The sequence below is a fragment of the Arenibacter sp. P308M17 genome, assembly GCF_003426735.1.
Lineage (GTDB): Bacteria > Bacteroidota > Bacteroidia > Flavobacteriales > Flavobacteriaceae > Arenibacter.
In genome coordinates this window covers 443545-470157 of record NZ_QVON01000003.1, presented here as the reverse complement: position 1 = coordinate 470157, position 26613 = coordinate 443545, and the positions used below count along the sequence as shown (strand labels likewise).

The following is a 26613-nucleotide window of genomic DNA, read 5'->3' as shown; positions in this document are numbered from 1 at the left end:
AATTTAAGAACGCCTTTAAAGGCGTTTTTTGTTATATGAGACTGGTTGCCGTTATTATCTTCCTACTGGGCCATGGCGTTTTACACGCCCAAAAAAAAATTGTCAAAACCATTGATAATACCAATGTATCCTTTATCCAGATCGATAGTAAGAATTGTTTTTCACTTGCTTTGGAAACAGTGGATACTTCTAGGATAATTGTGGAATCGGTGATAGACGGAGAGTATTTACAGGATGTATTGGTAAATGTAAAGCAAGAGGGTACAACCGTATTGGTCAGCAGCGGTTTTCATCCCAATTTCGTTTTCCCAAACGATAAATTGAGTGCCCACAAGGTTATTTCCATTTCCTTAAAGATATCGATCCCCAAAAACCTTAAGGTTACGGTATACGGTAACAGTACCAATGTGGACGTTAGGGGGCATTATGCCGATCTAAAAATTAGTTTGTCCGATGGGAGCTGCACTTTAAATGTAAGGGGGGAAAATGTGGATGTCCATACCCAAAGTGGAAATATTGAGGTAATTGCAGCACATGCCCAAATTTTGGCTTCTACAAAGTATGGAAAAATTAAACGGGAAGATTTTGACTCAGGGGATGATCATTTTACCCTTAATTCCGTAACAGGGGAAATCGGCATAAGGAAAACCGAATAATATGTTTATTTTTGCCGAATCTATGCTTTAAGTAATGAGTTTAAAAAAATCCCTAGTAATCATAATAGCCATTTTGGTTATAGACCAGATAAGCAAAGTATATATTAAGACCAACTTTGTTTTGGGAGAGTCGGTAGATGTCTTTAGTTGGTTCAAGATTTTGTTTATAGAAAACGAAGGTGCCGCTTGGGGGACCAAACTGAGTGATTTACTCCCCATATCCGATGAAGTTGGAAAACTGGTACTTACCATATTTAGGTTGTTCGCGATCGTTGGAATAGGTTATTGGTTGTTCGATACCATAAAAAAGAAATCTTCACAAACCTTAATACTGGCGGTATCCCTTATATTCGCCGGGGCACTCGGAAATATTTTGGATTCCGTTTTTTACGGGATGATCTTTAACGATAGCTATTCACAGGTAGCCACGGCATTTTCATCGGAACCGTATGGCAGTTTGTTCCATGGAAAGGTGGTAGATATGCTCTACTTTCCTATGATAGACTCCGTATGGCCAGATTGGGTTCCTATGGTAGGAGGCAATAATTTTCGTTTTTTCGAACCCGTTTTTAATATTGCCGATACCGCAATAAGTACGGGTGTGGGGATTTTAATCGTATTTAATAAGAGGGCCTTTGGGGAAAATTCGGATGACGTTAAAAGTTATAAATCCGATCAGGAGTAACGCAAAAGTTCAAGGGTACATCGTGCGTACCTATATCCTCAATCTTTTCTTCTGCCGTAAACAGGGAAAGTCCCACCTTAACAACATCGGGTCTGCATTTGCTTAGAAGTACATCATAAAATCCTTTACCGTAACCCACTCTGTGGCCTTTTTTGTCAAAAGCCATTAAAGGCATGAAGACAACATCAATTTTTTCAGGTGGCACTTCTATTCCATCTGTTGGTTCAGGGATGTTCCAGCGATTTTTTTTTATGCGCGTACTATCGGTAAGTAAATAATTCACGAGATTTTGGTTATCCACCATTTTCGGAAGAAGGATATTTTTGTCCTTACCCTGTAAAATGGACATGATGTAACTGGTATCGATTTCCTTTTTTTCCGTAATGGAAAGGAACAAATGATAATAGGAATAATTCCAAATAGGTAGTTGAAGCAGCCGATTGGCTATGGACAAGCTTGAATCTGATATTGTTCGTGAAGGAAGATTTTCTCGGCGTTCGGTGTAGATTAAACGCAAATCTTTTTTCAACATAGGGGTTTGTTAAACTCGGGGCTTTTGGGGCAGGGTTTAATTCAGAACACTATTCCTTGGAGACCACGGCATAATAAATTTTGAAAAAAAGCATAAGAATTAAGTAGGTGCCCAAGGTTATTATATAGTTGTCCATGCGTTAAATAATTTTAATTTTCTAAATATAATTAAAAATATATGAAATGCTCCATAAAGCGTATCGTTTTATCGACGAAATACATCATATTTAACAAATATTTAGGAAATTGAATTATTTGTTAATGGAATTTTACTATCATATTTTTGTAATATACTGCTTATCAATAAATTATAAAATCCTGAAGGATAACTATAATTTAATAAGACTATGTATTTAATCGACATTTTTTTCGACTTAGCGAATATTATTGGATTGAATGTTAAATTTTAACAGGTAGTAAAAGTGTTTTATCTGTAGTAATGGAGCATTTTTGTAAAATGACAGGTTTCAAAATTTAATGGAAGGGATCCCAACTTCCTAGTTAAAAAACAATAATCTTTGTGTCCTTTGCCAAAAACATATTAATTTTCCTTAGTAAAGAAAAAATATCTGAATAGATGTCCCATATACCCATAGAAGTACAGTTAAGTTCACTTCCTAACAATCCCGGGGTATATCAATTTTATGATGTAGAGGACAGGATTTTATATGTTGGCAAGGCCAAAAACCTTAAAAAAAGGGTTAGCTCCTATTTTAATAAAACGCACGGGCAGGGAAAAACCCGTGTGCTGGTCAAGAAAATAAAGTCTATCAAGCATATCGTAGTGCCTACCGAATCCGATGCGCTTTTGTTGGAGAATAATCTAATTAAGAAATACCGTCCCAGGTACAATGTTTTGCTTAAGGACGATAAGACATTTCCGTGGATTTGCATAAAAAATGAAAAATTTCCCAGAATCTTTCCTACCAGGAAATTTATCAAGGATGGATCGGAGTATTTTGGACCGTATACAAGCATGAAAACCATTCATACCCTGTTGGATCTTATCAAAAGCGTCTACCCTTTGCGTACCTGTAATTATGATCTTGCACAAGATAAAGTATCGGCCGGGAAATACAAGGTTTGTCTGGAGTACCATTTGGGAAATTGCAAGGGTCCATGTGAAGGGTATCAAATAGAGGAGGAATATAATCGTCAAATACAGGAGATCCGGGAAATTATAAAAGGGAATTTCAAATCCTCCCTGCATTATTTTAGAAGTCGCATGAAGTTGTTGGCCGGTGAGATGAAATTTGAAGAAGCACAGCTTATAAAGGATAAGATAGCGGTTTTGGAAAACTATCAAGTTAAGACCACTATTGTAAATCCTAAGATCAATAATGTGGATGTGTTTACCATAATTTCAGATGAGGTCTTCGCCTATGTTAATTTTCTACAATTGTCCCATGGTTCCATTATACGTTCCCATACCATGGAAATCAAGAAGAAATTGGATGAAACGGATGAAGATCTGCTCCAATTGGCAATAATTGAAATTAGATTGCGCTTCAATTCCCAGTCAACCGAGATCTATGTTCCATTTGAGGTGGCACTGGAATCCCACCTAAAGGTGGTAGTACCCAAACTGGGAGATAAAAAAAAGATATTGGAGCTATCGGAACGCAACGCCAAATTCTTTAGGCAGGATAGGTTTAAACAAATAAAGATAATTGACCCGGACAGACATACCAATAGGATAATGGGGCAAATGAAAAAGGATCTGCGACTTTCCATGGAACCTAGGCATATTGAGTGTTTTGATAATTCTAACATTCAAGGTAACCACCCTGTGGCGGCATGTGTGGTATTTAAGGATGGCAAACCTTCAAAAAAAGAGTACCGTAATTACAATATTAAGACGGTTGAGGGTCCGGACGACTTTGCCTCCATGGAGGAAGTTGTTTATAGAAGGTACAGGCGACTTCTTGAAGAAGGGCGGTCATTGCCCCAACTTATTGTAATCGATGGAGGCAAGGGCCAGCTGTCATCCGCCCTAAAAAGTTTGGACGCCCTTGGTTTAAGAAGAAAAATAGCCATTATTGGTATCGCCAAAAGATTAGAGGAAATTTACTTCCCGGAAGATCCTATTCCTTTATATTTGGATAAGAAGTCGGAGTCCTTGAAAATAATCCAACAATTGCGAAACGAAGCCCATAGATTTGGGATTACCTTTCACAGAAATAAGAGAAGTAAGGCCGCTATTAATTCGGAATTGGAAAGTATTGAAGGAATAGGGAATAAAACTGTGGAAGAGTTGTTGAAAAGTTATAAATCCGTAAAAAGAATAAAGGAGGCCAGTTTAGAGAATTTGGCCCAGACTATTGGAATGTCCAAAGCCAAGAAAATTTATGAATCCTTTCATTAAACCGCTGTATTAACTTTATGTTAAAGTCGCTTCTTATATATTGCATGTTGATTTTTCCACACCTTATCCTATCCCAGGAAAATTTGGAGAGTAAGGATGTAAAGGTAGGTCTGGTCCTGAGTGGGGGCGGTGCCAAAGGTTTGGCACATATTGGTGCCCTAAAGGTAATTGAAGAGGCCGGGGTTAAAATAGACTATATAACAGGGACCAGTATGGGTGCCATTGTAGGGGCGCTCTACGCTTCCGGTTACTCTGCAAATGAATTGGATTCTATTTTTAAAAATACGGATTTCGAATCATTGATCCAGGACAATGTGCCCAGAAGTGCCAAGACATTTTATGAGAAGGAAGATTCGGAAAGATATGCCCTGACACTTCCGTTCAACAAGTTTAAAATATCCATTCCCCAAGCAATATCGGGAGGGCAAAGTATTTACAACGAGTTTGTTAGGTTGTTGTACCATGTTAAGGATGTTGATGATTTTAGTAAACTTCCTATCCCATTTTTATGTATTGCGACCGATGTGGAAACCGGAGATCAGGTACTGTTGGATAAAGGGTATTTGCCGGAGGCAATTTTGGCCAGTGGTACGTTTCCCTCACTTTTTAGGCCAGTGGAGATCAATGGAAGGATATTGATAGATGGGGGGGTGGTAAATAATTATCCTGTGGGCGAATTGAAGAAGATGGGTGCCGATGTGGTAATAGGGGTGGATGTACAACATGGGCTGTCGGATAGGGAATCGCTGTTGAGCGCAACGGAAATACTACTTCAGATAAACAACTACAGAACGGTCAGGGAAATGCAAAAGAAATCGGTCCAGACCGATATTTATATCACCCCGGATATCAGGGATTATTCGGTAATCGATTTTGATATGGGAAAGGCAATCATTAGTAAGGGTGAGGAAGCAGCCAGATTGCATATGGTGGAATTGTTGAAAATTTCCAAGGACCCCAATAGTAAGAGGTCCAAGATTATAGCTGCTGGGGTAAAGGATACCCTATTGGTCAGTGCCTTGACGATAAAAGGAAATTATAATTACTCCAGGGCCTATATCAAGGGTAAGTTAAGATTAAACGTAGATGATAGGATTACCTTTAAAGAATTGCAGCAGGGAATCAACAATTTATCCGCTACCGGAAATTTCAGGTCCATTAAGTACGAATTGCTCAATAATGGGGAAGGTGTGGAGCTGCTTTTGAATGTAAGGGAAAACCCAGATAAAATGTTCATTCGCCTAGGGGTCCACTTTGATGATCTCTACAAAAGTGCGGGTATAGTAAACCTCACCAGGAAAAATGTGTTGATGGACGATGATGTAGCCTCGGTAGATTTTATCATTGGAGACAATCTAAGATATAATATGGAATATTATGTGGACAAGGGCTTTTATTGGAGTTTTGGAATAAATTCCAGGTTCGATGATTTTAATAAGGAAGTGAATTTTGATCTGATAAAATCCAATTTTGATGTTGATAATAACTCCAACATTAGAAAAATAAACCTAAGCGCCTCAGACCTGACCAATCAGGTATATTTACAGACAGTAATAGAGGAAGAATTTGCCTTTACCATTGGTGTGGAACACAAATTACTGAAACTGAGCACCAGAACTTTAGGGCAGTTGGACACCATTAGTACGCCTACTCCCCCAAACAAGAGAACTTATTTTGAAAATAGTAATTATTATAGTACCTATGGGCAGCTCACTTTTGACACCTATGATGATATTTTTTTCCCGACCAAAGGGGTATATTTTGACGGGGATTTTCATTTTTATATCCTATCATCCGATTTTAACAATAATTTCAAGGAATTTTCAATTGGCAAGGCCAAGTTGGGCGGGGCATTTTCCATAGCTAAGAACCTCTATCTTAATCTGGAATCGGAAGGGGGTTTTAAATGGGGCATATCCCCTATCACCTCCCTCGATTTTGTGTTGGGAGGGTTTGGGACCCACTTAATAAATAATTTTGCACCTTTTTATGGCTACGATTTTTTAAGTCTGGTGGGGAATAGTTATGTAAAGGCCTATGGCCGATTAGATTTTGAGTTTGCTCCCAAGAACCACATATTGTTGGCGGCAAATGTTGCCAATATTGGCGATGACCTTTTTAGAACGGCAGATTGGTTCAAGCCTCCCCAATATACGGGTTATGCACTGGGTTATGGTTTTGAATCGTTTATTGGGCCAATTCAAGTGATTTATTCCTATTCTCCCGAAATTAAGGAAAACCACTTCTTTTTTAGTGTTGGTTATTGGTTTTAAATGAAGTGATTTAGACTTTTTGCTTTCTAGCGAAAATTAGGTGTTTTTTGACCTATTTGAAGGCTTTTTTGAGTTGCATAGCAGGGCTACGGAAGGAAAACTTCATAGGGCCTTTGGCCGCATTTTTTGAAATTATAAGGACATTTCTTAACATTTTAAGCCAACATTTATTCCGATATTTGTTAACTAGGATTTTGATTATGCTACAATTTAGAATTGATATTACGGCCCATCTTAGGGCTATGTGGTAATTTAACGCAATGTGTAAGTTGTCCAAGTTTAGTTTTCAACTTTTCTGGATAACCTTCCTTTAAATACTGAACTTATTTAAACTTTTCTGATTGAAGCGAACCCGCCCGATCCGGAACGGGCAGGAATCTGCTATTTTATGTCCAATTTAAAAAAGTTTAAATGAGTTCATAAGCTAAGGACTTGGCTAAATAAGCATAAAATCAATTCAAAATCCATTACTAATTACTATGGCAACTACTGATAAAACCTCTGTGAAATTAACAAATGAAAATCTGGAAGCCCAGGATTTTCTGCCACTGCTTGGCACCGATTATATAGAACTGTACGTGGGCAATGCAAAACAAGCCGCATATTACTACATGGCTGCATGGGGTTTTCAACCCTTGGCCTACTCGGGATTGGAAACGGGATTAAAGGATAGGGTTTCCTATGTGCTACAACAGGACAAGATTAGAATTGTTTTGACTTCCCCCTTAAAATCCGGAGGGGATATCAATAGGCATATAGATGCGCATGGTGATGGGGTAAAGGTAATTGCCCTGTGGGTAAATGATGCTAGGGAGAGTTATGTGGAAACCATGAAACGTGGGGCCGAAAGTTACTTTGAGCCCAGATCCAAAAAGGATAAGGATGGGGAGGTGGTTACATCCGGAATCCATACCTATGGGGAAACCGTGCATGTTTTTGTGGAACGCAAGAACTATAGGGGGGCATTTATGCCGGGGTTTAGGCCATGGAATCCTTTTTATAAGCCATCCCATGTTGGCCTCAACCACATAGACCATATTGTAGGCAATGTGGGTTGGAACGAAATGAACAAATGGTGCCAGTTCTACGCCAAAGTAATGGGGTTTGCCCAATTGGTCTCCTTTGATGACAAAGATATTTCTACCGAGTATACAGCTCTAATGAGCAAGGTAATGAGTAATGGGAACGGGAGAATTAAATTCCCTATAAATGAGCCGGCGGACGGAAAAAGGAAATCCCAAATAGAAGAGTATATAGAATTTTATAAGGGTGCAGGGGTACAGCATATGGCATTGGCCACCGACAACATTATTGAAACGGTGGGCGCTCTTAAAAATAGGGGTGTTGAGTTTCTGAACGTACCCTCCAGCTATTATACGGGTATTTTGGATAGGGTCGGGGCCATAGATGAGGACCTGGCGGCTTTAGGCGAGCTTGGGATACTTATAGATCGGGATGATGAGGGGTATTTGCTCCAAATCTTTACCAAGCCTATTTTGGACAGGCCAACCATGTTCATTGAAATAATCCAGAGAAAAGGTGCAAAATCTTTTGGGAAGGGAAATTTTAAGGCATTGTTTGAAGCGATAGAAAGGGAACAAGAGTCCCGAGGAACCTTATAAAAGGAGTCCTTTTCTTAACTTTTTGCCAATTTTAGGCATCCAATTATTAAATAGTGTTAACAGAATCGTTAAAGTAAGTTAAATCTTATTTTTAAAGGCAATCTTGTATTAAATTTGTACTCGTAAGGGGTGGTTCCCTTACAACTTTAAGTATTGGTTTTTCATAATTTAAAGTTTGGTTGGTTATTTAGGAAAAGCCCAGTTTTGCGACTGGGCTTTTTTTTATGTGCCAATTTTTGGAACAAATTTTGTTCAAGTAATATCAAATAAAAGAAAGGTAAAATCGTTTTTATTAATTTTACAGGAGTAATGAAGTGTTACATAGGCCTTTGCAACATATGGCCGCCCTTGGCTATCAAAATCAAGATCGCTTATATATAAATTGGACAGATAGTACCTTCTGTAATCGGATGAATTTAAACAGATGAAGAAAATTTGTATTGTACTAGTTTTAATATTTGGATTTACCATCAATTCCCAAGTTCAGCAACCGGAAAATGTTGGGGAGGGGTATTTGCCTGAAAATACAGAGAGTACCTCTGCATTTAAAACAGGGGAATGGCTTAAGTTTAGAATACATTACGGAATCCTAAATGCCAGTTACGCTACGCTTCAGGTAAAATCCTACAATTTGGACGGTGTTCCCGTCTATCATGTGGTAGGAAATGGTAAAACGACCGGCTTTGCCAGTATTTTTTTTAAGGTAGATGATACCTATGAGAGCTTTTTTGATAAAAAAGATGGTAGGCCCTATAAATTTATAAGAAAAATTGATGAAGGTGGATATACCAAGGATATCGAGGTAAATTTTAATTACCAGAAGGATATTGCGGTATTAAACGATAAAAAAAAGGATAAAAAGTTTAATTTTACCATTCAAGAGGGCATTCAGGATTTGGTTTCGGCATTTTATTTTCTGCGAAACAATTACAAAGTAGAAGATTTGGTTGAAGGGGAGTCCTTAGAATTAGACCTCTTATATGACGATGATGGGGTTTTTAAATTTAAGCTTAAATACTTGGGCAAGGAAGTTTTAAAAACAAAATATGGAAAGGTGGAATGCCTAAAGTTTAGACCTTATGTGCAATCCGGACGGGTCTTCAAGGAACAGGAAAGTTTGTCCCTATGGGTATCCAACGACAATAATAGAATTCCCATAAGGATACAGGCAGAATTGAGTGTTGGGTCCATAAAGGCCGATTTGGACGGATACAACGGACTCAAGCACCAATTTAAAATAATAATGGATTAAAATGAATAAAGAGCATATTGATTCCCAGATTTCCAAACTAGAAGAAAAATACAAGGATTCTGGACAAGACTTAAGCTCTTATTTGGATGGACTTTTATATCAGCGATATCTAACTTATTGGGATTATATACATCTGGATACATTACTCAGTATCCAAGTACCTAGGACCCATTTTCCGGACGAGGAGATATTTATAATGTATCACCAGATCACAGAATTGTATTTTAAACTTATTCTTCACGAGCAAAAGCAAATTGTGGACGATAAGACCCAAGATGTGGATTTCTTTATAGAGAAGGCAAATCGCATCAATAGTTATTACCAGGTCCTTATCTCTTCTTTCAGCGTTATGATAAAAGGCATGCAAAGGGAGCAGTTTATGCAATATAGAATGGCTTTACTTCCAGCCAGCGGGTTTCAGTCGGCCCAATACAGAATGATTGAGCTTTACGCCACCCCCATGGAAAACTTGGTTCAATTTTCTGAAAGGGATAATTTCTCATCCAATAACAGTATTGAGGAGTTGTACGAACACATCTATTGGAAAAAAGGGGCTACCGATCTGGTTACCGGAGAAAAAACGCTTACCTTAAAGCAGTTTGAATACCGTTATACACCGAGATTGATTCGAATTGCCAATCAAGTGAGCAACAGCACCATTTATCATAAATACCAACAATTGCCCCGGAAAAGTAAGGATAATAAAACCTTGGTAGAAGCGTTAAAAGCTTTGGACGTTAATGCAAACATAAACTGGCCACTGATGCATATGGGATCGGCATATCGTTATTTGACCAAAGATAATGCACAGATTGAAGCTACCGGCGGAACAAATTGGAAGGAATATTTGCCCCCAAGTTTTCAGAAAGTTGTATTTTTTCCGGAATTGTACACAAAACAAGAGTTAAATAATTGGGGAAAACAATGGGTAGACCATATCTTTAACCCAGAAAAAGTATAGAATAACAATGCAAAAATATTGGGGCCTAATTTTAAGTTTAGTTTTTATTATTTCATGTAAGGACGACAAACCTGTTACTGAGGAAATAGCAGAGGTGGTAACTATAAAAAAACCTGTTGTTGTAAAAGAGTTTGGGTTTAACCTGGAAGATTTTGAAGTCTTGAGGGACACGGTCAAAAATGGGGACAGCTTTGGGGAGCTAATGTTGAAAAATAGGGTGGAATACCCCAAGATTGCAAGGGTTTCGGAACACTTCAGGGATACTTTCGATGTTAGGAAAATAGTTGTTGGCAAACCTTACCTAATTTTGAAATCCAAGGACACCACCAATAACACAGAGGTATTTATATATCAAAATGATCCCATAAACTATACGGTGGTCGATTTCAGGGACAGCGTCCTAGCCTATAAGAAAAAACAGAAGGTAAAATATGTGGAGCGCGAGGCTTCCGGAATTATTGAAACCTCTTTGTCCGAGGCCATATTGAAACAGGGGATTGATTATAACGTTACCAATAGTTTATCTGAAATTTACGCTTGGACCATAGATTTTTTTAGACTTCAAAAAGGGGATCGGTTTAAGGTGATCTACAAGGAAAAGTATATCAACGATACTATTTATGCCGGTGCCAGTGGTATAGAGGCTGCCTATTTTGAGCACAATGGAGAGCCGTTCTATGCGTTTAATTTTGTGGCGGATTCAACAAAGAATATCAACGATTATTATGATGATCAGGCCAAAAATCTTAGGCGTACATTTTTACAGTCCCCAGTGCAGTTTAGTAGAATATCCTCTAGGTATAATTTAAACAGAAGAATTGCCTATTATGGATATAAGGTAAGGCCCCATAAGGGAACGGATTATGCAGCTCCTATCGGAACCCCAATCTTGGCCACCGCCAATGGTACCGTTACAGAATCCACCAGAAGGGGGGGCAATGGCAAATATGTGAAAATCCAACACAATGGCACCTATAGCACCCAGTACCTCCATATGAAGAATCAGAAGGTGAAGAAAGGGGATTTTGTAAAGCAGGGCGATGTCATAGGTTGGATCGGAATGACCGGTAATACCGGAGGACCCCATGTGTGTTATCGGTTCTGGAAAAATGGGCGACAGGTAGATCCGTTAAAGGAAAAATTACCGGCCGCCGAACCTATAGCGGATAGCCTAAAAACAGATTATTTGGAATTTGTAGGGCCCAAGAAAAGTCAATTGGATTGCATTGAATACATAGAATTACCGGAGGAAGATTTGCTAACACTCAACGAATAAAATGGCTTTACAGAATACTGACCCTACCAAAACAGAAGCTTGGGAAAAACTTTCACAATATTATAAAGAGAATGCCGATATCCTTACCCTTAAGGACTTGTTCGCAAAGGGATCCGAAAGGGCCAAGAATTACAGCATTCGCTGGAATGATTTTTTTGTAGACTTTTCAAAGAATAGGATAACCCAGGAAACCCTTCAACTTCTTTTGCAATTGGCCAATGAAGTTGGATTGAAGGATGCGATCCGGAAACAGTTTGAAGGTGGTATTATAAATAAAACGGAAGGAAGGGCGGTACTCCACACGGCCTTGAGAGCAAAAAAATCCGATATCATTAAAGTAGACGGGCTTAACATTGTTCCGGAAGTTTACGAGGTGAAACAGAAGATAAAAACTTTTACGGATGCCATAATTTCCGGAACTAAAAAGGGATATACCGGAAAAGCCTTTACAGATGTGGTCAATATTGGGATTGGAGGATCGGATCTTGGTCCCGCCATGGTAGTGGAAGCCTTAAAATTTTACGGGAACCATTTAAAAATGCATTTTGTAAGCAATGTGGATGGGGACCATGTATACGAAACCTTAAAAGGTTTAAACCCTGAAACAACCTTGTTTGTTGTGGTTTCCAAGACTTTTACCACCCAGGAAACCCTAAGTAATGCCACTACCATAAGGAAATGGTTTCTAAAACAGGCTACACAGGCAGATGTATCCAAACATTTTGCCGCGGTCTCTACCAATGCGGAGAAAATTGCTGAATTTGGAATTGATGCGGATAACGTATTCCCAATGTGGGATTGGGTTGGTGGAAGGTTTTCATTGTGGAGTGCCGTGGGGCTCTCCATTGGCCTAGCGGTAGGATATGAAAATTTTGATGCTATGTTGACGGGGGCACATGAAATGGATAGGCATTTTGATACTGCTGAATTTGGTGAGAACATCCCCGTAATCCTTGCGCTTATAAGTGTTTGGTACAATAACTTTTATGGGGCCGAGACCGAGGCCATTATTCCCTATACCCAATATTTAAGTAGGTTTTCGGCCTATTTACAGCAAGGGATCATGGAGAGTAATGGGAAAAGTGTGGACAGGAACGGGAATAGGGTGACTTATGAAACAGGGACCATTATATGGGGAGAGCCCGGAACGAATTCCCAACACGCCTTTTTTCAATTGATCCATCAAGGCACTAAACTAATCCCTACCGATTTTATTGGGTTTAAGGCACCCCTACACGGGGACACGGACCACCACAATAAATTAATGGCCAACTTCTTTGCCCAAACCGAGGCGCTAATGAATGGAAAAACCGCCGATGAGGTTGAAAAGGAATTATCGGACAAAAAAATATCGGCGAAGGAAATAGAGGAAATTTTACCATTTAAGGTGTTTGAAGGAAACAAACCTACCAATACCCTATTAATAGATAAGTTGACCCCCAAAAGTCTCGGATCCCTTATTGCCATGTACGAACACAAAATATTCGTTCAGGGCATAGTGTGGAACATATTTAGTTACGATCAGTGGGGGGTGGAATTGGGCAAACAATTGGCTACTGCCATACTGGACGATATTGAAGGGGCTGCCATTGCGGATCATGACGCTTCCACGTTAAATCTTTTAAATTTATTTAAGAATTAATTGGCAATTTTGCCAATTCCTAATAAACGGTATTAACTAATTGTCTTACAAGGGTTATTAAGATTTTTAATGTTAAATTCGCATTATTGATTTAACATTATGGTAATGTATTGTTGTAAAAATATACTCATTTTTGCGACGATTATTTAAAACTAACGAACTTTTGAAAGAATGAAAAAAATGTACTTCGCTTTTGCCGTATTTTTATTTATGGCCATTGGATTTTCACAGGGAACGATTACGGGTACCGTGGTTGATGGTGATATTGGTGGGCCATTACCGGGGGCTAATGTGAGCCTACAAGGGACTACTATTGGTGTAGCGGCCGATTTTGATGGAAATTTTACTATGGAGGTTCCCCAGAATTCGGGAACTTTGGTTATATCCTATATAGGGTTTATAACCAAAAAGGTAAATTTTACGCAAACCGGTAGTATTGGGAATATAACCTTAATGCCGAACGCCCAGGAACTGGAGGGAGTCGTTGTTGTAGGTTCTGGGATAATAGATTTGGCCGAGGACAGACAGACGCCTATTGCCGTGTCGACCATTAAGGCAAATGAAATAAGGGAAAAAACGGGCAACTGGGATTTACCGGAGGTTCTAAAGTCAACTCCTTCTGTTCAAAATGTTAAGGGAGGTGGATTTGGCGAAGGTCAAATGTTTTTGAGAGGTTTCGATCAAACCAATACGGCTTTTTTATTGAACGGACAGCCCATTAACGGTATTGAAGATGGTAGAATGTACTGGTCCAACTGGTCCGGGGTATTGGATATTGCAAATGCCGTTCAGGTACAAAGAGGTTTGGGATCTTCCAAATTGGCCATATCCTCGGTAGGGGGTACCGTAAACATTGTTACGAAAACAGTGGACAAGCGGGAAGGGGGTTTTTTCCAGACCATGATCGCCAATGACAATTATATTAAAACAACAGGATATTATTCTACCGGCCTAATGGAAAATGGATTGGCGGTTTCCGCCATGTTGGGACATTGGCAGGGAGATGGTTATGTTGACAATACAGGTGGACAGGGACAGACCTATTTCCTTTCTTTTGGATATGTGCCCAATGAGAACAATATATTCAACTTTGTGCTAACGGGTGCACCGCAGTGGCATGCTGCCGCAGGCACGGACAATCTGCGCACTTTTCTGGATAATGGTAGAAAATACAATTCCTGGAGTTTTGATAATGTAAGTAGTCCCAACACCCTTAATGGAGGTGCCTACCCTGGCGGTAGAAATATTTATCACAAACCGGTAGCCAACTTAAGTTGGGACCTAACTTTTAATGACACCGCTTCTTTGTCCACCGTATTGTACGGTTCTTTGGGAAGGGGTAGTTTTGCACAATTGATTACGGATAGAAACACAGGAGAGGCACTTTATGCAAGGGGTTCTAACAACAATCATAATTGGGGAGGTTTGGTATCCAACTTTAATAAACAGATTAACGAAAATCTTAATTTTAACATAGGAGCGGATGTGCGTTTGTATAACGGAATCCATTTTAGGGATGTAAGGGAGTTTATAGGGGTCAATTCGGTTTCGGCTTCCAGCAACTATAATGGTGGTGCCTATGAAATGACTGATTCTTATGGAGGCATCAATCCTTGGAACGTTACTTTTAACCCCAATGATGATCACGCCCAAAGATTTGGTTACGATTATGAAGAAGTAATCAATTACGCAGGGGTATTTGGGCAACTGGAGTATTCAAACAATGCTTTTTCCGCTTTCTTTCAAGGGTCGGCTTCTACCCAATCCCATGTTAGGACAGAATTTTTAAATGCTGCCAATGAAGGGCAATCGGAAGAATCGGAAAAAGTGAACAACCCTGGATTTAACCTGAAGGCAGGAACGGCATATCATCTTTCCGAGCAAAATGTGGTATTTGTCAATGCCGGTTATTACTCACGCCAGCCATATCACAGTGATTTGTATATAGACGATAGAAATTCAAATGAATTGAATCCTTTGGCAACAGAAAATCAGAAGATTACCGGTTTGGAAGGTGGATATAAATTTATGGGAGATATTTTATCTGCAAACCTTAACGTGTATTACACTATTTGGGACAATAGGATACAGTATAGCTCTGATGATACCAATAATGACAATATCGTGGACGAATTTACCCAGACCAGCCCTTTAAAACAGGTACATTCCGGTGTGGAACTGGAATTGTTTGCACGCCCTGCGGACGGGTTGAACTTTCAGGGATTTGTATCCATTGGTAATTGGGAATATGATGGTAATGTTACCACTACCACCTCTGATGAAAATGGAAATATACTTTCTACGGGAGACCCTAGTTATATAGATGGTGTAAAAGTAGGTCAGGCTGCACAGTTTACTGGCGGTATTAGTGGGGATTATGAAATTTTTCCAAGATTCAAGGTAGACGCCAACTGGAATTTGTACGACAACTTATATGGAACAACCAATTTTGGGGATTCTGAATTTGCAACCGCAAACAATAGGGGCGCTATTAAATTGCCATCGTATAATACGATTGATACGGGGATTTCCTATAGATTATGGGTCGGTAAAGAAGAGAATAAATCCATACAGTTCCGTTTGAACATTAATAATCTTTTGGATGAGGAGTATTTGGAGAGTTCCCAAGATAATATCCATGCAGCGGTAGGGGATGACGTTTGGAACGGAGTTAATACGGATAACCGGGTACGATTTGGATATGGCAGGACTTGGAATGTTAGTATGCGCTATAATTTCTAATAGAACTACCGTTCAATAATTTAAGACCCCGCTGTTACGCGGGGTTTTTTTATAATTAAAAAGTCAGTACATTTATAACTTAAATTTTATAACCATGTACGAAGTTTTATTGAATACACATTCTTATCTGGCCTATGTTGCTTTGGCCGTTCTTTTTTTGGCGGTCGCCAATGCTATTTTAGGGTGGACGGGAAAAAAGGACTTTACCTTGAACAAGGATTTTAGAATTAGCCTGTTTGCCCTGATTTTGATACATTTACAACTTTTGGTAGGTCTGGTACTCTATTTTGTGTCTTCCAATGGGCTGAACGCCATTAAAACTTTGGGGATGGGCGGATTAAACTCCGCGTCCCGTCTATTGGCCGTAGAACATCCGTTTATCAATATAATTGCAGTGATCCTTATTACGGTTGGCTGGTCTAAACACAAGAAAATATTGGAAGGCAAAAGAAAGTTTAAGACCATTACCATTTTTTATGGTTTGGGCTTGATCCTTATCCTTAGTAGAATACCATGGGCACAATGGCTTAATTAAATAATTTTATTTAGTCAATTGGGTCATTCTAAATTATTTTGAGAGAAACCATTTAACAAATAAGAACTATAATCGAGTATAAATTTTATCAATTTAAAAAATGAAGAATCTAATAGTTGTAATACTGGCTTTTATAGCCTTACCGGTAGTGTCGCAAGAATTGTCCCTGTTTAACGGGAAGGACCTATCGGGCTGGACAGTCTATGGTACCGAAAAATGGTACGTGGAAGACGGATTGCTGGTTTCGGAAAGTGGACCGGACAAACAGTATGGTTATTTGGCCACGGATAAGTATTATGACGATTTTGAACTTACCTTGGAGTTTAAGCAGGAAGCCAATGGGAACAGTGGGGTGTTTGTTAGGTCTACCGTTGATGGCACCAAAGTCAATGGATGGCAAGTAGAAGTTGCTCCTCCTGGCCACGATACGGGCGGTGTCTATGAATCCTATGGTAGGGGTTGGCTTATTAAGCCAGATCCGGAAAAAGATAAGGTACTTAAGGATGGGGAATGGAATACTATGAAAATTCGGCTGGATGGCAATATGTTGACTTCATGGTTAAATGGTACGGAAATGGTTACTATTACTGATGAGAAAATAGGTGCAGGTAAAGGTTCCATAGCCCTCCAGATACACGATGGGGGCGGTATAAAAGTGAAATGGAGAAATATTAAAATTACATTCCCACAGTAATAATTCAGTTGACGGCCTTAATTAGGTGGATATAGACTGGAAAGTGATCGCTATAACCACCAATATAGTTTCCTCCCGCATAAGTGCGCAATGGATATCCTTTGTATTGCCCTTTTTTATCGATCAGGTAAGTGGGATTATATATCCCGGCTTTCCAGAATCGATATCTATACTGTGATTCCTGGGTAATGTTGGCGGTGATATATATTTGATCGAATAGATTCCACCGGTCCCTATAGGCCAAGGAGCCAATTCCTTTTTTAAAGAGCATTTCCATAGGATTAAATAGGTCGCCTTTTTCCAATTTGGCAACCTTTCCTTTGGCCTTTAATATTTTTTTAAAGCTGTCGTCCATAGGATCGTCATTAAAATCTCCCATCCCTATAATTTTGGTATCCGGATGTATCTTGGAAATGGAATCCAAGATCCTCTTGTTTAATTTGGCAGCGGCTATGCGGTAAGGCCTGCTTTTGGCTTCCCCTCCACTTCTTGAAGGCCAGTGGTTTACAATTAAATGTATTTGCTCCCCATCCAAAATGCCTCCCACAGCCAATTGATCCCTTGTATAAACCCTATAATCGTTTTCATTGGTCAGTACCAATCTCAAACTGGCAAAGGAACTGGGCAGAAAAACTGCTTTTTTATATAAAAGGGCCACGTCAATACCTCGTTTATCCGGGGAGTCAAAATGAACAATACCATAGTCCATCTCCCTAAGATGGGGATGGGTAATAAGGTCCTCGAGTACCTGTCTATTTTCCAATTCGCATAGTCCAATTATATCTGGGGAGGTTTGGGTATCGGAACTACCTATTTCTGACAATACCTTGGTCATATTGTGTATTTTTTGCCTATACCTTGCCATGGTCCAATTGTCCTTTCCGTCCGGGGTACGATCGTCGTCCAGGATCAATGGGTCGTTGGCAGTATCAAATAAGTTCTCCAAATTGTAAAAGGCCACTGTTCTTATCCTATAGGTCTTAGCTTCCTGAGCCAGAGCACAGCCAACAGTAAAATAGACCACAAATAATGTAAAGAAAATATTCATGGATAGTCTTATTTAATTAAAAATCAATACTATAATAAAATTTTTCTTACAAAAAATTAAGAATAATCTTCCAAATATTAATATCTTATACCCAAATTGTTAAAATATTTCATCTTCATCAATGAAAAAAAGTTTGGCAATATTTTTTTTATTACTTCAGGGCGTCTGGGGCAGTTCACAGGAAATATACTATGTTAAAGGTTTTGTGAAGGATATGGCAACCCGTGAAACCATTGAATATGCCAAAATTGAAATTTCAGGTGCTACCTCAGTAGAATCCGATCGACCCGATGGAAAATTTGAGCTTCTGCTAAAACAGCCCGGAGATTATATACTTCACGTAAGTGCACAGGATTATCTGATCAAAAGGATGCCCATTACCATAATTAATGAAGATTTGGACTTGGGAATTATTTATTTGGATCGCGATATCGTCCAGGAGAAAACGGACAATTTAATTACATTAACGGATTCCGATTTGTTGGAAGATGAAAGTATTTCAATGACCTCCGGCATGCTGCAGGCCACCAGGGATGTTTTTCTAAATAGGGCGGCATTCGATTTTGGTCAGGCATTTTTTCGTGTACGTGGCTATGGATCGGAAAATGGCGTTATCCTTTTAAACGGGATCCCCATGAACAAATTGATGGACGGACGTCCCCAATGGAATAATTGGGGAGGTCTTAATGATGTAACACGAAACCAGGAATTCACCCATGGATTACAGGCATCGGATTACTCCTTCGGAGGTATTTTGGGAACCACGAATATTAGTACCAGGCCATCCACTTTTAGGAAAGGGATGCGTTTATCTTCCTCGGCATCCAATAGAACCTATGCGGGCCGACTAATGGCTACCTATTCTTCGAACGACATGCAAAATAGGATCCATTATAGCATCTCTGCCTCTAGAAGGTGGGCCAAAGAAGGTTATATTGAAGGGACATTATACGATGCCTATTCTCTTTTTGGGGCCATTGAATATAAATTGACCAACGAACATAGTATCAACCTAACCGGCATTTGGGCTTCCAACCGCAGGGGAAGATCTTCCGCCATTACCCAAGAAGTTTTTGAGTTGGCAGGGAAAAGATATAATCCCTTTTGGGGCACCCAAAATGGTAAAATAAGAAACTCTAGGGAAAGAAGAATTGTAGAGCCCATAATGATGTTCAACCACTATTATAACACCAAAAGATTTAACCTAAACACCGGAGTATCCTATCAATTTGGAACAAACTCCAAGGGAAGGTTGGGATACTATAATGCCCCAAATCCTGATAAAACGTATTACAGATATTTGCCAAGTTATTATATAAATAGCCCTATCGGAGCCAATTTTATAGCGGCCAATATGGCCAAAGACGGGTTTTTGAAAAATCCACAGTTAAATTGGAACGATCTGTACCAGGCAAATTCAAGTTTATCCGCCCAAGGCAAAGCCGCTTATATTTTCTACGAGGACACCAATGAAGACCAACAGTTTAATGTATCCACCATAGGTAATTACGTCGTAAATGACCAGCTCAAAATTGATTTGGGAGGACATTATACCCATATGGATTCGGAGAACTACGCCGAAATAAACGATTTGTTGGGGGCTGAATTTCATGAGGATATAGACCCATTTTCAAACACCAGGAACGATATGGACGGCAATACCAATAAAACGGTATCCAATATATTCAACTATTATTATAATATTAACGCCGAAGTCTATGATGCCTTTGCCCAAATGGGATTAAAATATCCGAAATGGGAAGTGTTCTTGGGCGCTAATTATACTTCAACCCATTATCAACGCGACGGCAAATTTAGGAACGAACGCTTTTTGAACAACTCTTTCGGAAAGGGTGAAAAAGTGGAATTTTCCAATTTCGGGGCCAAAGGGGGGCTTACCTATAAATTTAATGGAAGGCATTGGGTAACCTTGAACGGGGCGTATTTGACCAAGCCTCCGGTCTATCAAAATGTCTTTATAAATCCTAGGGAGAACAATCAGGTGGTTAATGGTATTCAAAGCGAAACCATTACAACTGCCGATTTCAACTATTATATTAGACTACCCAATTTAACGGGACGCTTGACCGGCTATTATACCCGATTTCAGAATAGTACCGACATTAATTTTTTCTTTGTGGATGCCGGGGTGGGCAGTGATTTTGTACAGGAAGTCCTTACGGACTTGGATAAATTACATTTGGGAACGGAACTGGGATTGGAGTATCAGCTTTCATCTACCGTGAAACTATCCTTCGTTGCCGCCCTAGGCAAATATCTCTATGCCAGTGATCCTTTTGTAACCATAAATTTTGATACTGCCGGGGCGGAGGAAGATATCCTTAGTCCCGAAGGCAATATAGATTTAGGGGCTGCCAAGGTAAAGGATATCAAATTGTCCCAAGGGCCTCAAAACGCATTTGCCCTAGGGATGGAATACCGAGATCCCAAATATTGGTGGATAGGTGCCACTGCCAATTATTTGGGAAATAATTATGCCGGTATTTCAACGCTGACAAGGACACGGAGTTTTTATTTAAATCCGGATACGGGTTCGGCATTTCCCGATGCCACGGATGAAAATGTAGAACGCTTATTGCGCCAGGATACCTTGGACAATTTTTATTTGTTGAATATGGTAGGAGGCAAATCCTGGTTGAAAAAGGGGAGGTACATCAGTGTTTTTGCGAGTATTAACAACATTTTTGATGCCGTTTTTAGAACGGGGGGATACGAACAAAGCAGGAACGGCAATTTTGGACAGTTGCAACAGGACAATTTAAGCGGCAACCCCTCATTTGCCCCTAAATACTGGTATGGTTATGGGCGTACCTATTTTATAAATTTTGCCATTAGTTTTTAATATTTACATACCAGGAAGAAATATTGGAACAATGAACTTTAAAATTCGCCATATTGCATACTTTGCCTGCCTTTTGGGCATATATCTTGTAATGGCCTGTGTTAAGGATATAAATTTTGAGACTCCCAAATCCAGCTGTGCATCCGATCTTTCGGCGAATTTTACCATATGGGAGCTAAAGGCACTTTATACGGATGAATTGATAAGGATCAATGAAGATTGGATTATAGAAGGATATGTAGTATCCTCTGATGTGGCGGGCAACTTTTTTGGAACCTTGCACATCCAGGACAATCTTGTAAACCCCACCCAGGGCCTACAATTGGAAATTGATCTTAGGGACTCGCATCTGTTTTATGAAGTGGGATCCAAAATCCTTATAAAATGCAAGGGACTTTATTTGGGAATGGGCAAAGGAGTAATTAAACTGGGCGGCGTTTTTAACGCTTTTGGCAATGCTTCCGTAGGACGTTTGCCCGCAGCGATAGTAGGCCAGCATTTATTTAATTCCTGTGATCCATTGGGGACGATCCAACCAAAAGCTATTGATATCAGCGAGTTGGACAGCTCCATGATAAGCACTTTGGTCCGGTTGGGCAATATGGAAATTGTATTGGCCCAATTGGGACAAACCTTTGCCGTTAAAGAGGAGGAAACTATAAGGACATTGATCAATTGTGAAGATATGGAACTTCAACTACTGAATAGCGGGTATTCCGATTTTCAAGCTAATCTTTTGCCAGAAGGCAATGGAACCATAACCGGGGTTTTGATCAAGGACAATAAGGATTTTCAATTGGTAATAAGGGATACCTCCGATATAGCTTTTACGGATGTACGTTGTGAAGATCTGGTGGATGAATTTACCTCATCAAAAATTTTCATTTCGGAATTGGCGGATCCGGATAACAATACAGGGGCAAGGTTCGTGGAACTTTTTAATTCGGATTCCCAACCGCTCCACTTAAAGGGATGGACCTTTAGGAGGTACACCAATGATAATACTGAGGTAGGTTCTACCATTGACTTGTCCGCATTTGTAATTGATGCCAATAGTACCTTTGTTATTTCACCAAATGCCTCAGAGTTCGAAACGGTATATGGCTTTCCTCCCGATCATGGTGTTTCCACAAATAGTCCGGCAGATTCCAATGGCGATGATAATTTGGAACTGGTGGATCCTTTTGGCACTGTAATAGATAGTTTTGGGATTATTGGCGAAGATGGATCCGGCACCGACCATGAATTTGAGGATGGCAGAGCCATACGGAATGAGGATATTTCAGAAGCCAACCCAAATTATACACCGAGTGAGTGGACAATATTTAATGATTCTGGGGGGGAGGGTACCATTAATGAACCTCAAAATGCTCCGGACGATTTTAACCCGGGAACTCGCTGATTTAAACAGAACTGTCTAATCCATCCATTGGAAAATTGGATTTGGACTTAAGTTGGATAGGAAAAGATAAAGTAGTGAGCCACTATCAACCGCCCACTTGTCCCCAGTTATTGTCAAGGAATTTTATTCCGTTCCAAAATCCTTACCCACCTTTGCCGTCAGGTATGTAATTTCATTGCAAAGTAGTTTAGTTAAGTGCTGGTTTTTTTATACATTTAACTAATGGCTTTTAATTATGAACGAGTTTTTCTTTAACGAAATTAGAAACGGTAACTTTGATGAGGTAAGGGCCATGTTGAAGAAGAACCCCTTGCTTTTGGACAGTAAGGACCAACGGGGGTCTACCCCGCTAATTCTTTCTACCTATTACGATCAAGAGGAAATAACCGATCTTTTATTGGAATGGGGCGCTAAAATTGATGCCAAGGATGCCTCCGGCAATACGGCCTTAATGGGAGTGTGTTTTAAAGGCTTTACGGATACCGCCAAGAAGCTGATAGATAAAGGGGTAAGTGTTAATGAACGGAATACGATGGGGGCTACCTGCCTCATTTATGCCGCCATGTTCAATAGGGAAGAAATCGCTAAAATGCTTTTGACCAAAGGTGCGGATGCATCCATCAAAGACGTACGGGGCCTTACTGCCCTAGATCATGCAAAAGCACAAGGAACGGCTTCACTAATTGCACTATTGGAGAATGCCCAATAAGGGCTATGGATTTACCGAAATAATTGTCCTCTGTAAAAAGAATTAAGGTCAGTGCCTGATATGCTGGGAGCCACTTATTTTGATATGGACAATCTGCTTGCACTGTCTGTGTACAGTATCTTGGAAACTCAAAAAACAACAGCTTTATAGGCTAAGGAACGAAAAGCACACCAAGATCTATTTTGACCAATGAATATGGCCATGGAAAACCAACTTAAATTAGCACTTATACAATCCGCCCTCGTTTGGGAAGATCCGAAAAAGAACAGGGAAAACTTTTCCAAGAAACTCGATTCCGTAGATGGGGGGGTGGACCTGGTAATACTTCCTGAGATGTTTACAACTGCCTTTACCATGACTCCTTGGAATATTGCCAAGGAGGAAGGGAAAGAAACCGTAAAATGGATGCAAAGGGAAGCGGCCAGAAAAAATATGGCCATGAGCGGCAGTATGGTCTATTTTGTAGATGGCCATTATTATAACCGACTTTGGTTTGTGGAGCCCGATGGAAGATCCAGTTTTTATGACAAGCGACATACCTTTACACTTGCCGGGGAGGATAAGATTTATACTAAAGGGGAAAAACGAATCGTGATCGATTATAAAGGTCTTAGGATCTGTCCACTTATTTGCTATGACCTACGTTTTCCCGTATGGTCCAGGAATACAGAGAACTATGATGTGCTAATTTATGTTGCAAATTGGCCGCAGCCAAGAATTAATGCTTGGGATGCCCTATTAAAGGCACGTGCCATTGAAAACATGGCATATGTAGTAGGGGTAAACAGGGTAGGTACGGATCATACAGGACATAATTATCCCGGCCATTCTACCGTAAACAATGTCTTTGGCGAACCCATAGTGTTTTCAACGGAGGAAAAGGTGCTTTATGCCACTTTGGATAAAAAACATATTTCCGAAGCGAGGGAAAAATTAAAGTTTTTGGAAGATCGGGACCATTTTAGTCTGAAAGGGTAAAGGTCTGTTCCAGTTCCCAATTGGCCCTTACCTCCAAAACATTTGGATAGTAGGTAATTTTTTCTGGTTGAATTCTTTGAAGGTAATTTCCAGTATCCCATTTTTGATTTCCGTTACTGTCATATATGACCCGAATCAGATATGTGGCCGGCTTAATATTGGTGAATTCTAAGGTTTGATTTTCAGTGGCGAAAAGTTCTTTTACAGTAACCCCTTTTTCATCTGTTAATTGTACAACTAAGGGGAAGTTGACCGCCCCGTCCAAAGTAAGTCTTAAATTTCCAAAATCTGCATAACTTTTGGTAGCCAGTTTAATGGAAATAGTGTCATTTTCGGTTTCAAAAAAATCGGTTATGGCTCCTGGTAGTAATTCTATAGAGTAATTCTCATTGGGCTCCACTTCGAAATCAAAATCAATTTTATTGCCAACCGTATCCAAAACGGTCATGAACTCTACCATGGTGGAATCCTTGCGGGCCATCCTGATCTTTGAACTGTCCATTCGCGAAATGGGAGTATTGGCCCCAATATAAAAAGGGTTCCCAAACTCTAGGGATCCCCTTTGGTTTGGTTGTACAATTAGGGTATCCATACCTACCTTTTTTGTTTTAACGGTAAAGGTGTCAATTAGGCGTTCTTTGCTGTTAGTCACTGTAAAAATCAGGGAATCGGCTTTAAAGGGGGTAAACCAATAGTTTAGGGTATCTTTTTCCCGCTCTTTGGTGATTTTAGTTTTAACTGTATCCGGAATGTTGCTTAGGGCTCTAATTGAAATATCCTTGCCGTTGCCCTGATAACCAAAAATAATCTTGTTTTTGGCCGCATAATTGGGTACTGAAATACTATAATCGGGTATTTCCTTAAACATGGTCAATAAATAAACCGAATCTGTTGGGAGGCTTATGGTGTCTTTTATAAAAGCAATTTTATCCACTTTTTGATTGAAAATGTTGTTTTTGGCCTCATCCTTTAGCCCGAACATGGCATATTTTCCCTCCTTTAGATTTTTTAAGTGAAAAATAGGGGTACTGTCCAGCGTATTGGTAATATAATTTGGTGGTTGCCGATAGATGGTGGAATCGGTATAGGCACTATCGATCTCATATAGCATAATACTAATAAAAGTGTCCGCATTCTTGTTAAATGCATCCTTGACCACTCCGGAGACGGTCAGGGAATCTATATACTCCCCTGTAGAAAATACGTAAGTAAAATAACTTAAGGGATTGCCCTCATTGTTATCAATAATGCTTTGGCCAAAATTGAGGGTATAGGTGGTATTCTCTTTTAGCGTATCCTTAAGGATGATCTCTACATATTTGTTTGCAGAGCCCTGTGGTGAAATTAAGGGAGTGTATTTTAATGGCGGGGATACAATAAGCTGCTTCTCAATATCCTTTAGCTTCACGTATTCGTCAAAATACAATCGGATTTTATTAGTATTAAAGTTAATGGACATGTTCTGTGGCTCTGCCTTCACCAATTTTGGGGGTGTAATATCCTTATCACCTCCACTTGGCGCACCTCTCCGTGCGCACTGTACAAGGGCCGATACGGATAAAATGAGAAACAAAAACCCCAAAATGCGTTGAATCATAACAGTAATGAAAATATACAACAAAGAAACAACTAATTTGTAGAATTGTAAAATTATGGTACTATGGCCATGGAGGCCACATATATATTGATTCCCTTTGTGGCGGATAAGGCTGTAGCACAGGCCTCCATGGTTGCCCCTGTAGTAATGACATCATCCAACAATAGGACATTTTTATTTTTCAAGAGCCCGTAGTCCGTTAAAACATAAAGGGCCTTTTTGTTCTGCCACCTGAGTATTCTGGATTTATTGGTTTGGGTCTTGGTATTGGCGGTTTTGATAAGGATACCTTCCAAGTATTGGGCGCCAATATGTTCCGCTATATGTTTGGCAAATAGGGAAACTTGGTTATAACCCCTTTTTTTTAATTTTTTTCGGTGTAAGGGAACGGGCACTACGTAATCTATGTTGTTAAGAAAATTGTTTGTCTTCAGGATATGGCCATACCAATTTCCTAAAAATGCACCTATTTGTTCTTGGTTTTTGTATTTTAGGTAGTGAATTATGCTTTTAACAATTCCCTTTTCTGTAAAAAACAGAAAAGAACTGGCTTTAATGATGTTAATTCTTCCATAAAATATACGGTCAACAGGATTTACAGCGTTAAAAGTATACTCGGTGAGTGGTAATTGATTTCGACAAACGGTACAGACATGTTCTTCTCCTCTATATAATAGCGCATTACATCCAAAACATAGCCTGGGTACAAGGACCGTGTTGATATCGTTTAGTATATTTGAAATCTTGGAATACACAAATCTAGATTACTATTAACCTACTTA

General features: G+C 39.6%; 20 protein-coding genes. 16 read left to right on the top strand and 4 right to left on the bottom strand.

Going from position 1 to position 26613, the window contains the following annotated elements; translation table 11 throughout:
• The first annotated feature begins 35 nt into the window (after positions 1-35).
• Positions 36-656 carry a hypothetical protein gene (locus D0S24_RS09950; protein ID WP_117019719.1) on the top strand — a complete coding sequence of 207 codons (621 nt, stop codon included), beginning with the start codon at positions 36-38 and terminating at the stop codon, positions 654-656.
• Between the two features lie 34 nt (positions 657-690).
• The gene (locus tag D0S24_RS09945; protein ID WP_117019718.1) at positions 691-1341 is read left to right on the top strand and encodes a lipoprotein signal peptidase; all 651 of its coding nucleotides are present in this window, start codon (positions 691-693) and stop codon (positions 1339-1341) included.
• Here the strand turns inward: D0S24_RS09945 and D0S24_RS09940 are convergent.
• A complete protein-coding gene (locus D0S24_RS09940; RefSeq protein WP_117019717.1) occupies positions 1313-1873 on the bottom strand; it encodes a 5-formyltetrahydrofolate cyclo-ligase in 561 nt (186 codons plus the stop codon). The two genes, D0S24_RS09945 and D0S24_RS09940, sit on opposite strands and share 29 nt — an antisense overlap.
• Positions 1874-2449: 576 nt before the next feature.
• Here D0S24_RS09940 and uvrC point away from each other — a divergent pair.
• The 10 genes from uvrC (at position 2450) to D0S24_RS09885 (ending at position 17234) form a co-directional block, all read left to right on the top strand.
• On the top strand, positions 2450-4237 hold the full coding sequence (gene uvrC, locus D0S24_RS09935; RefSeq protein WP_117019716.1) for an excinuclease ABC subunit UvrC: 1788 nt from the start codon (positions 2450-2452) through the stop codon (positions 4235-4237).
• A gap of 17 nt (positions 4238-4254) precedes the next feature.
• Positions 4255-6510 carry a patatin-like phospholipase family protein gene (locus D0S24_RS09930; RefSeq protein ID WP_117019715.1) on the top strand — a complete coding sequence of 752 codons (2256 nt, stop codon included), beginning with the start codon at positions 4255-4257 and terminating at the stop codon, positions 6508-6510.
• 479 nt (positions 6511-6989) lie between these two features.
• A complete protein-coding gene (gene hppD / locus D0S24_RS09920; RefSeq protein WP_117019713.1) occupies positions 6990-8132 on the top strand; it encodes a 4-hydroxyphenylpyruvate dioxygenase in 1143 nt (380 codons plus the stop codon).
• Between the two features lie 424 nt (positions 8133-8556).
• Positions 8557-9384, top strand: a complete 828-nt coding sequence (locus tag D0S24_RS09915; RefSeq protein WP_117019712.1) for a DUF3108 domain-containing protein — start codon at positions 8557-8559, stop codon at positions 9382-9384.
• A gap of 1 nt (position 9385) precedes the next feature.
• The gene (locus D0S24_RS09910) at positions 9386-10345 is read left to right on the top strand and encodes a tryptophan 2,3-dioxygenase family protein (protein WP_117019711.1); all 960 of its coding nucleotides are present in this window, start codon (positions 9386-9388) and stop codon (positions 10343-10345) included.
• A gap of 7 nt (positions 10346-10352) precedes the next feature.
• Positions 10353-11621, top strand: a complete 1269-nt coding sequence (locus tag D0S24_RS09905) for a peptidoglycan DD-metalloendopeptidase family protein (protein ID WP_117019710.1) — start codon at positions 10353-10355, stop codon at positions 11619-11621.
• Position 11622: 1 nt separating this feature from the next.
• Positions 11623-13263: a glucose-6-phosphate isomerase gene (pgi, locus tag D0S24_RS09900; protein ID WP_117019709.1), complete on the top strand. Its 1641-nt coding sequence runs from the start codon at positions 11623-11625 to the stop codon at positions 13261-13263.
• Positions 13264-13434: 171 nt separating this feature from the next.
• Complete coding sequence (locus D0S24_RS09895) at positions 13435-16005, top strand: TonB-dependent receptor (RefSeq protein WP_117019708.1); 2571 nt, start codon at positions 13435-13437, stop codon at positions 16003-16005.
• A gap of 94 nt (positions 16006-16099) precedes the next feature.
• Entirely contained in the window at positions 16100-16540 is a 441-nt protein-coding gene (locus D0S24_RS09890; protein ID WP_117019707.1) for a hypothetical protein, read from the top strand.
• A 100-nt stretch (positions 16541-16640) separates the two neighbouring features.
• The gene (locus tag D0S24_RS09885) at positions 16641-17234 is read left to right on the top strand and encodes a DUF1080 domain-containing protein (protein ID WP_117019706.1); all 594 of its coding nucleotides are present in this window, start codon (positions 16641-16643) and stop codon (positions 17232-17234) included.
• A gap of 4 nt (positions 17235-17238) precedes the next feature.
• Here D0S24_RS09885 and D0S24_RS09880 read toward each other — a convergent pair whose 3' ends face one another.
• The gene (locus D0S24_RS09880; RefSeq protein ID WP_117019705.1) at positions 17239-18282 is read right to left on the bottom strand and encodes an endonuclease/exonuclease/phosphatase family protein; all 1044 of its coding nucleotides are present in this window, start codon (positions 18280-18282) and stop codon (positions 17239-17241) included.
• 121 nt (positions 18283-18403) lie between these two features.
• On the opposite strand from D0S24_RS09880, the gene D0S24_RS09875 reads away from it, so the two are divergent.
• The 4 genes from D0S24_RS09875 to D0S24_RS09860 all read left to right on the top strand — a co-directional run bounded on the left by D0S24_RS09875 (position 18404) and on the right by D0S24_RS09860 (position 24234).
• Positions 18404-21145 (top strand): TonB-dependent receptor, encoded by a 2742-nt coding sequence (locus D0S24_RS09875; protein WP_117019704.1) that lies wholly within the window; start codon positions 18404-18406, stop codon positions 21143-21145.
• A gap of 31 nt (positions 21146-21176) precedes the next feature.
• Positions 21177-22547, top strand: a complete 1371-nt coding sequence (locus D0S24_RS09870) for a DUF5689 domain-containing protein (protein ID WP_117019703.1) — start codon at positions 21177-21179, stop codon at positions 22545-22547.
• 235 nt (positions 22548-22782) lie between these two features.
• The gene (locus D0S24_RS09865) at positions 22783-23256 is read left to right on the top strand and encodes an ankyrin repeat domain-containing protein (RefSeq protein ID WP_117019702.1); all 474 of its coding nucleotides are present in this window, start codon (positions 22783-22785) and stop codon (positions 23254-23256) included.
• 201 nt (positions 23257-23457) lie between these two features.
• Positions 23458-24234, top strand: coding sequence for an amidohydrolase (locus D0S24_RS09860; RefSeq protein WP_117019882.1), 777 nt, complete (start codon positions 23458-23460; stop codon positions 24232-24234).
• Here the strand turns inward: D0S24_RS09860 and D0S24_RS09855 are convergent.
• A complete protein-coding gene (locus D0S24_RS09855; protein ID WP_117019701.1) occupies positions 24218-25831 on the bottom strand; it encodes an Ig-like domain-containing protein in 1614 nt (537 codons plus the stop codon). The genes D0S24_RS09860 and D0S24_RS09855 overlap by 17 nt on opposite strands.
• 53 nt (positions 25832-25884) lie before the next feature.
• Positions 25885-26586, bottom strand: coding sequence for a ComF family protein (locus D0S24_RS09850; protein WP_117019700.1), 702 nt, complete (start codon positions 26584-26586; stop codon positions 25885-25887).
• Positions 26587-26613: the final 27 nt, after the last annotated feature.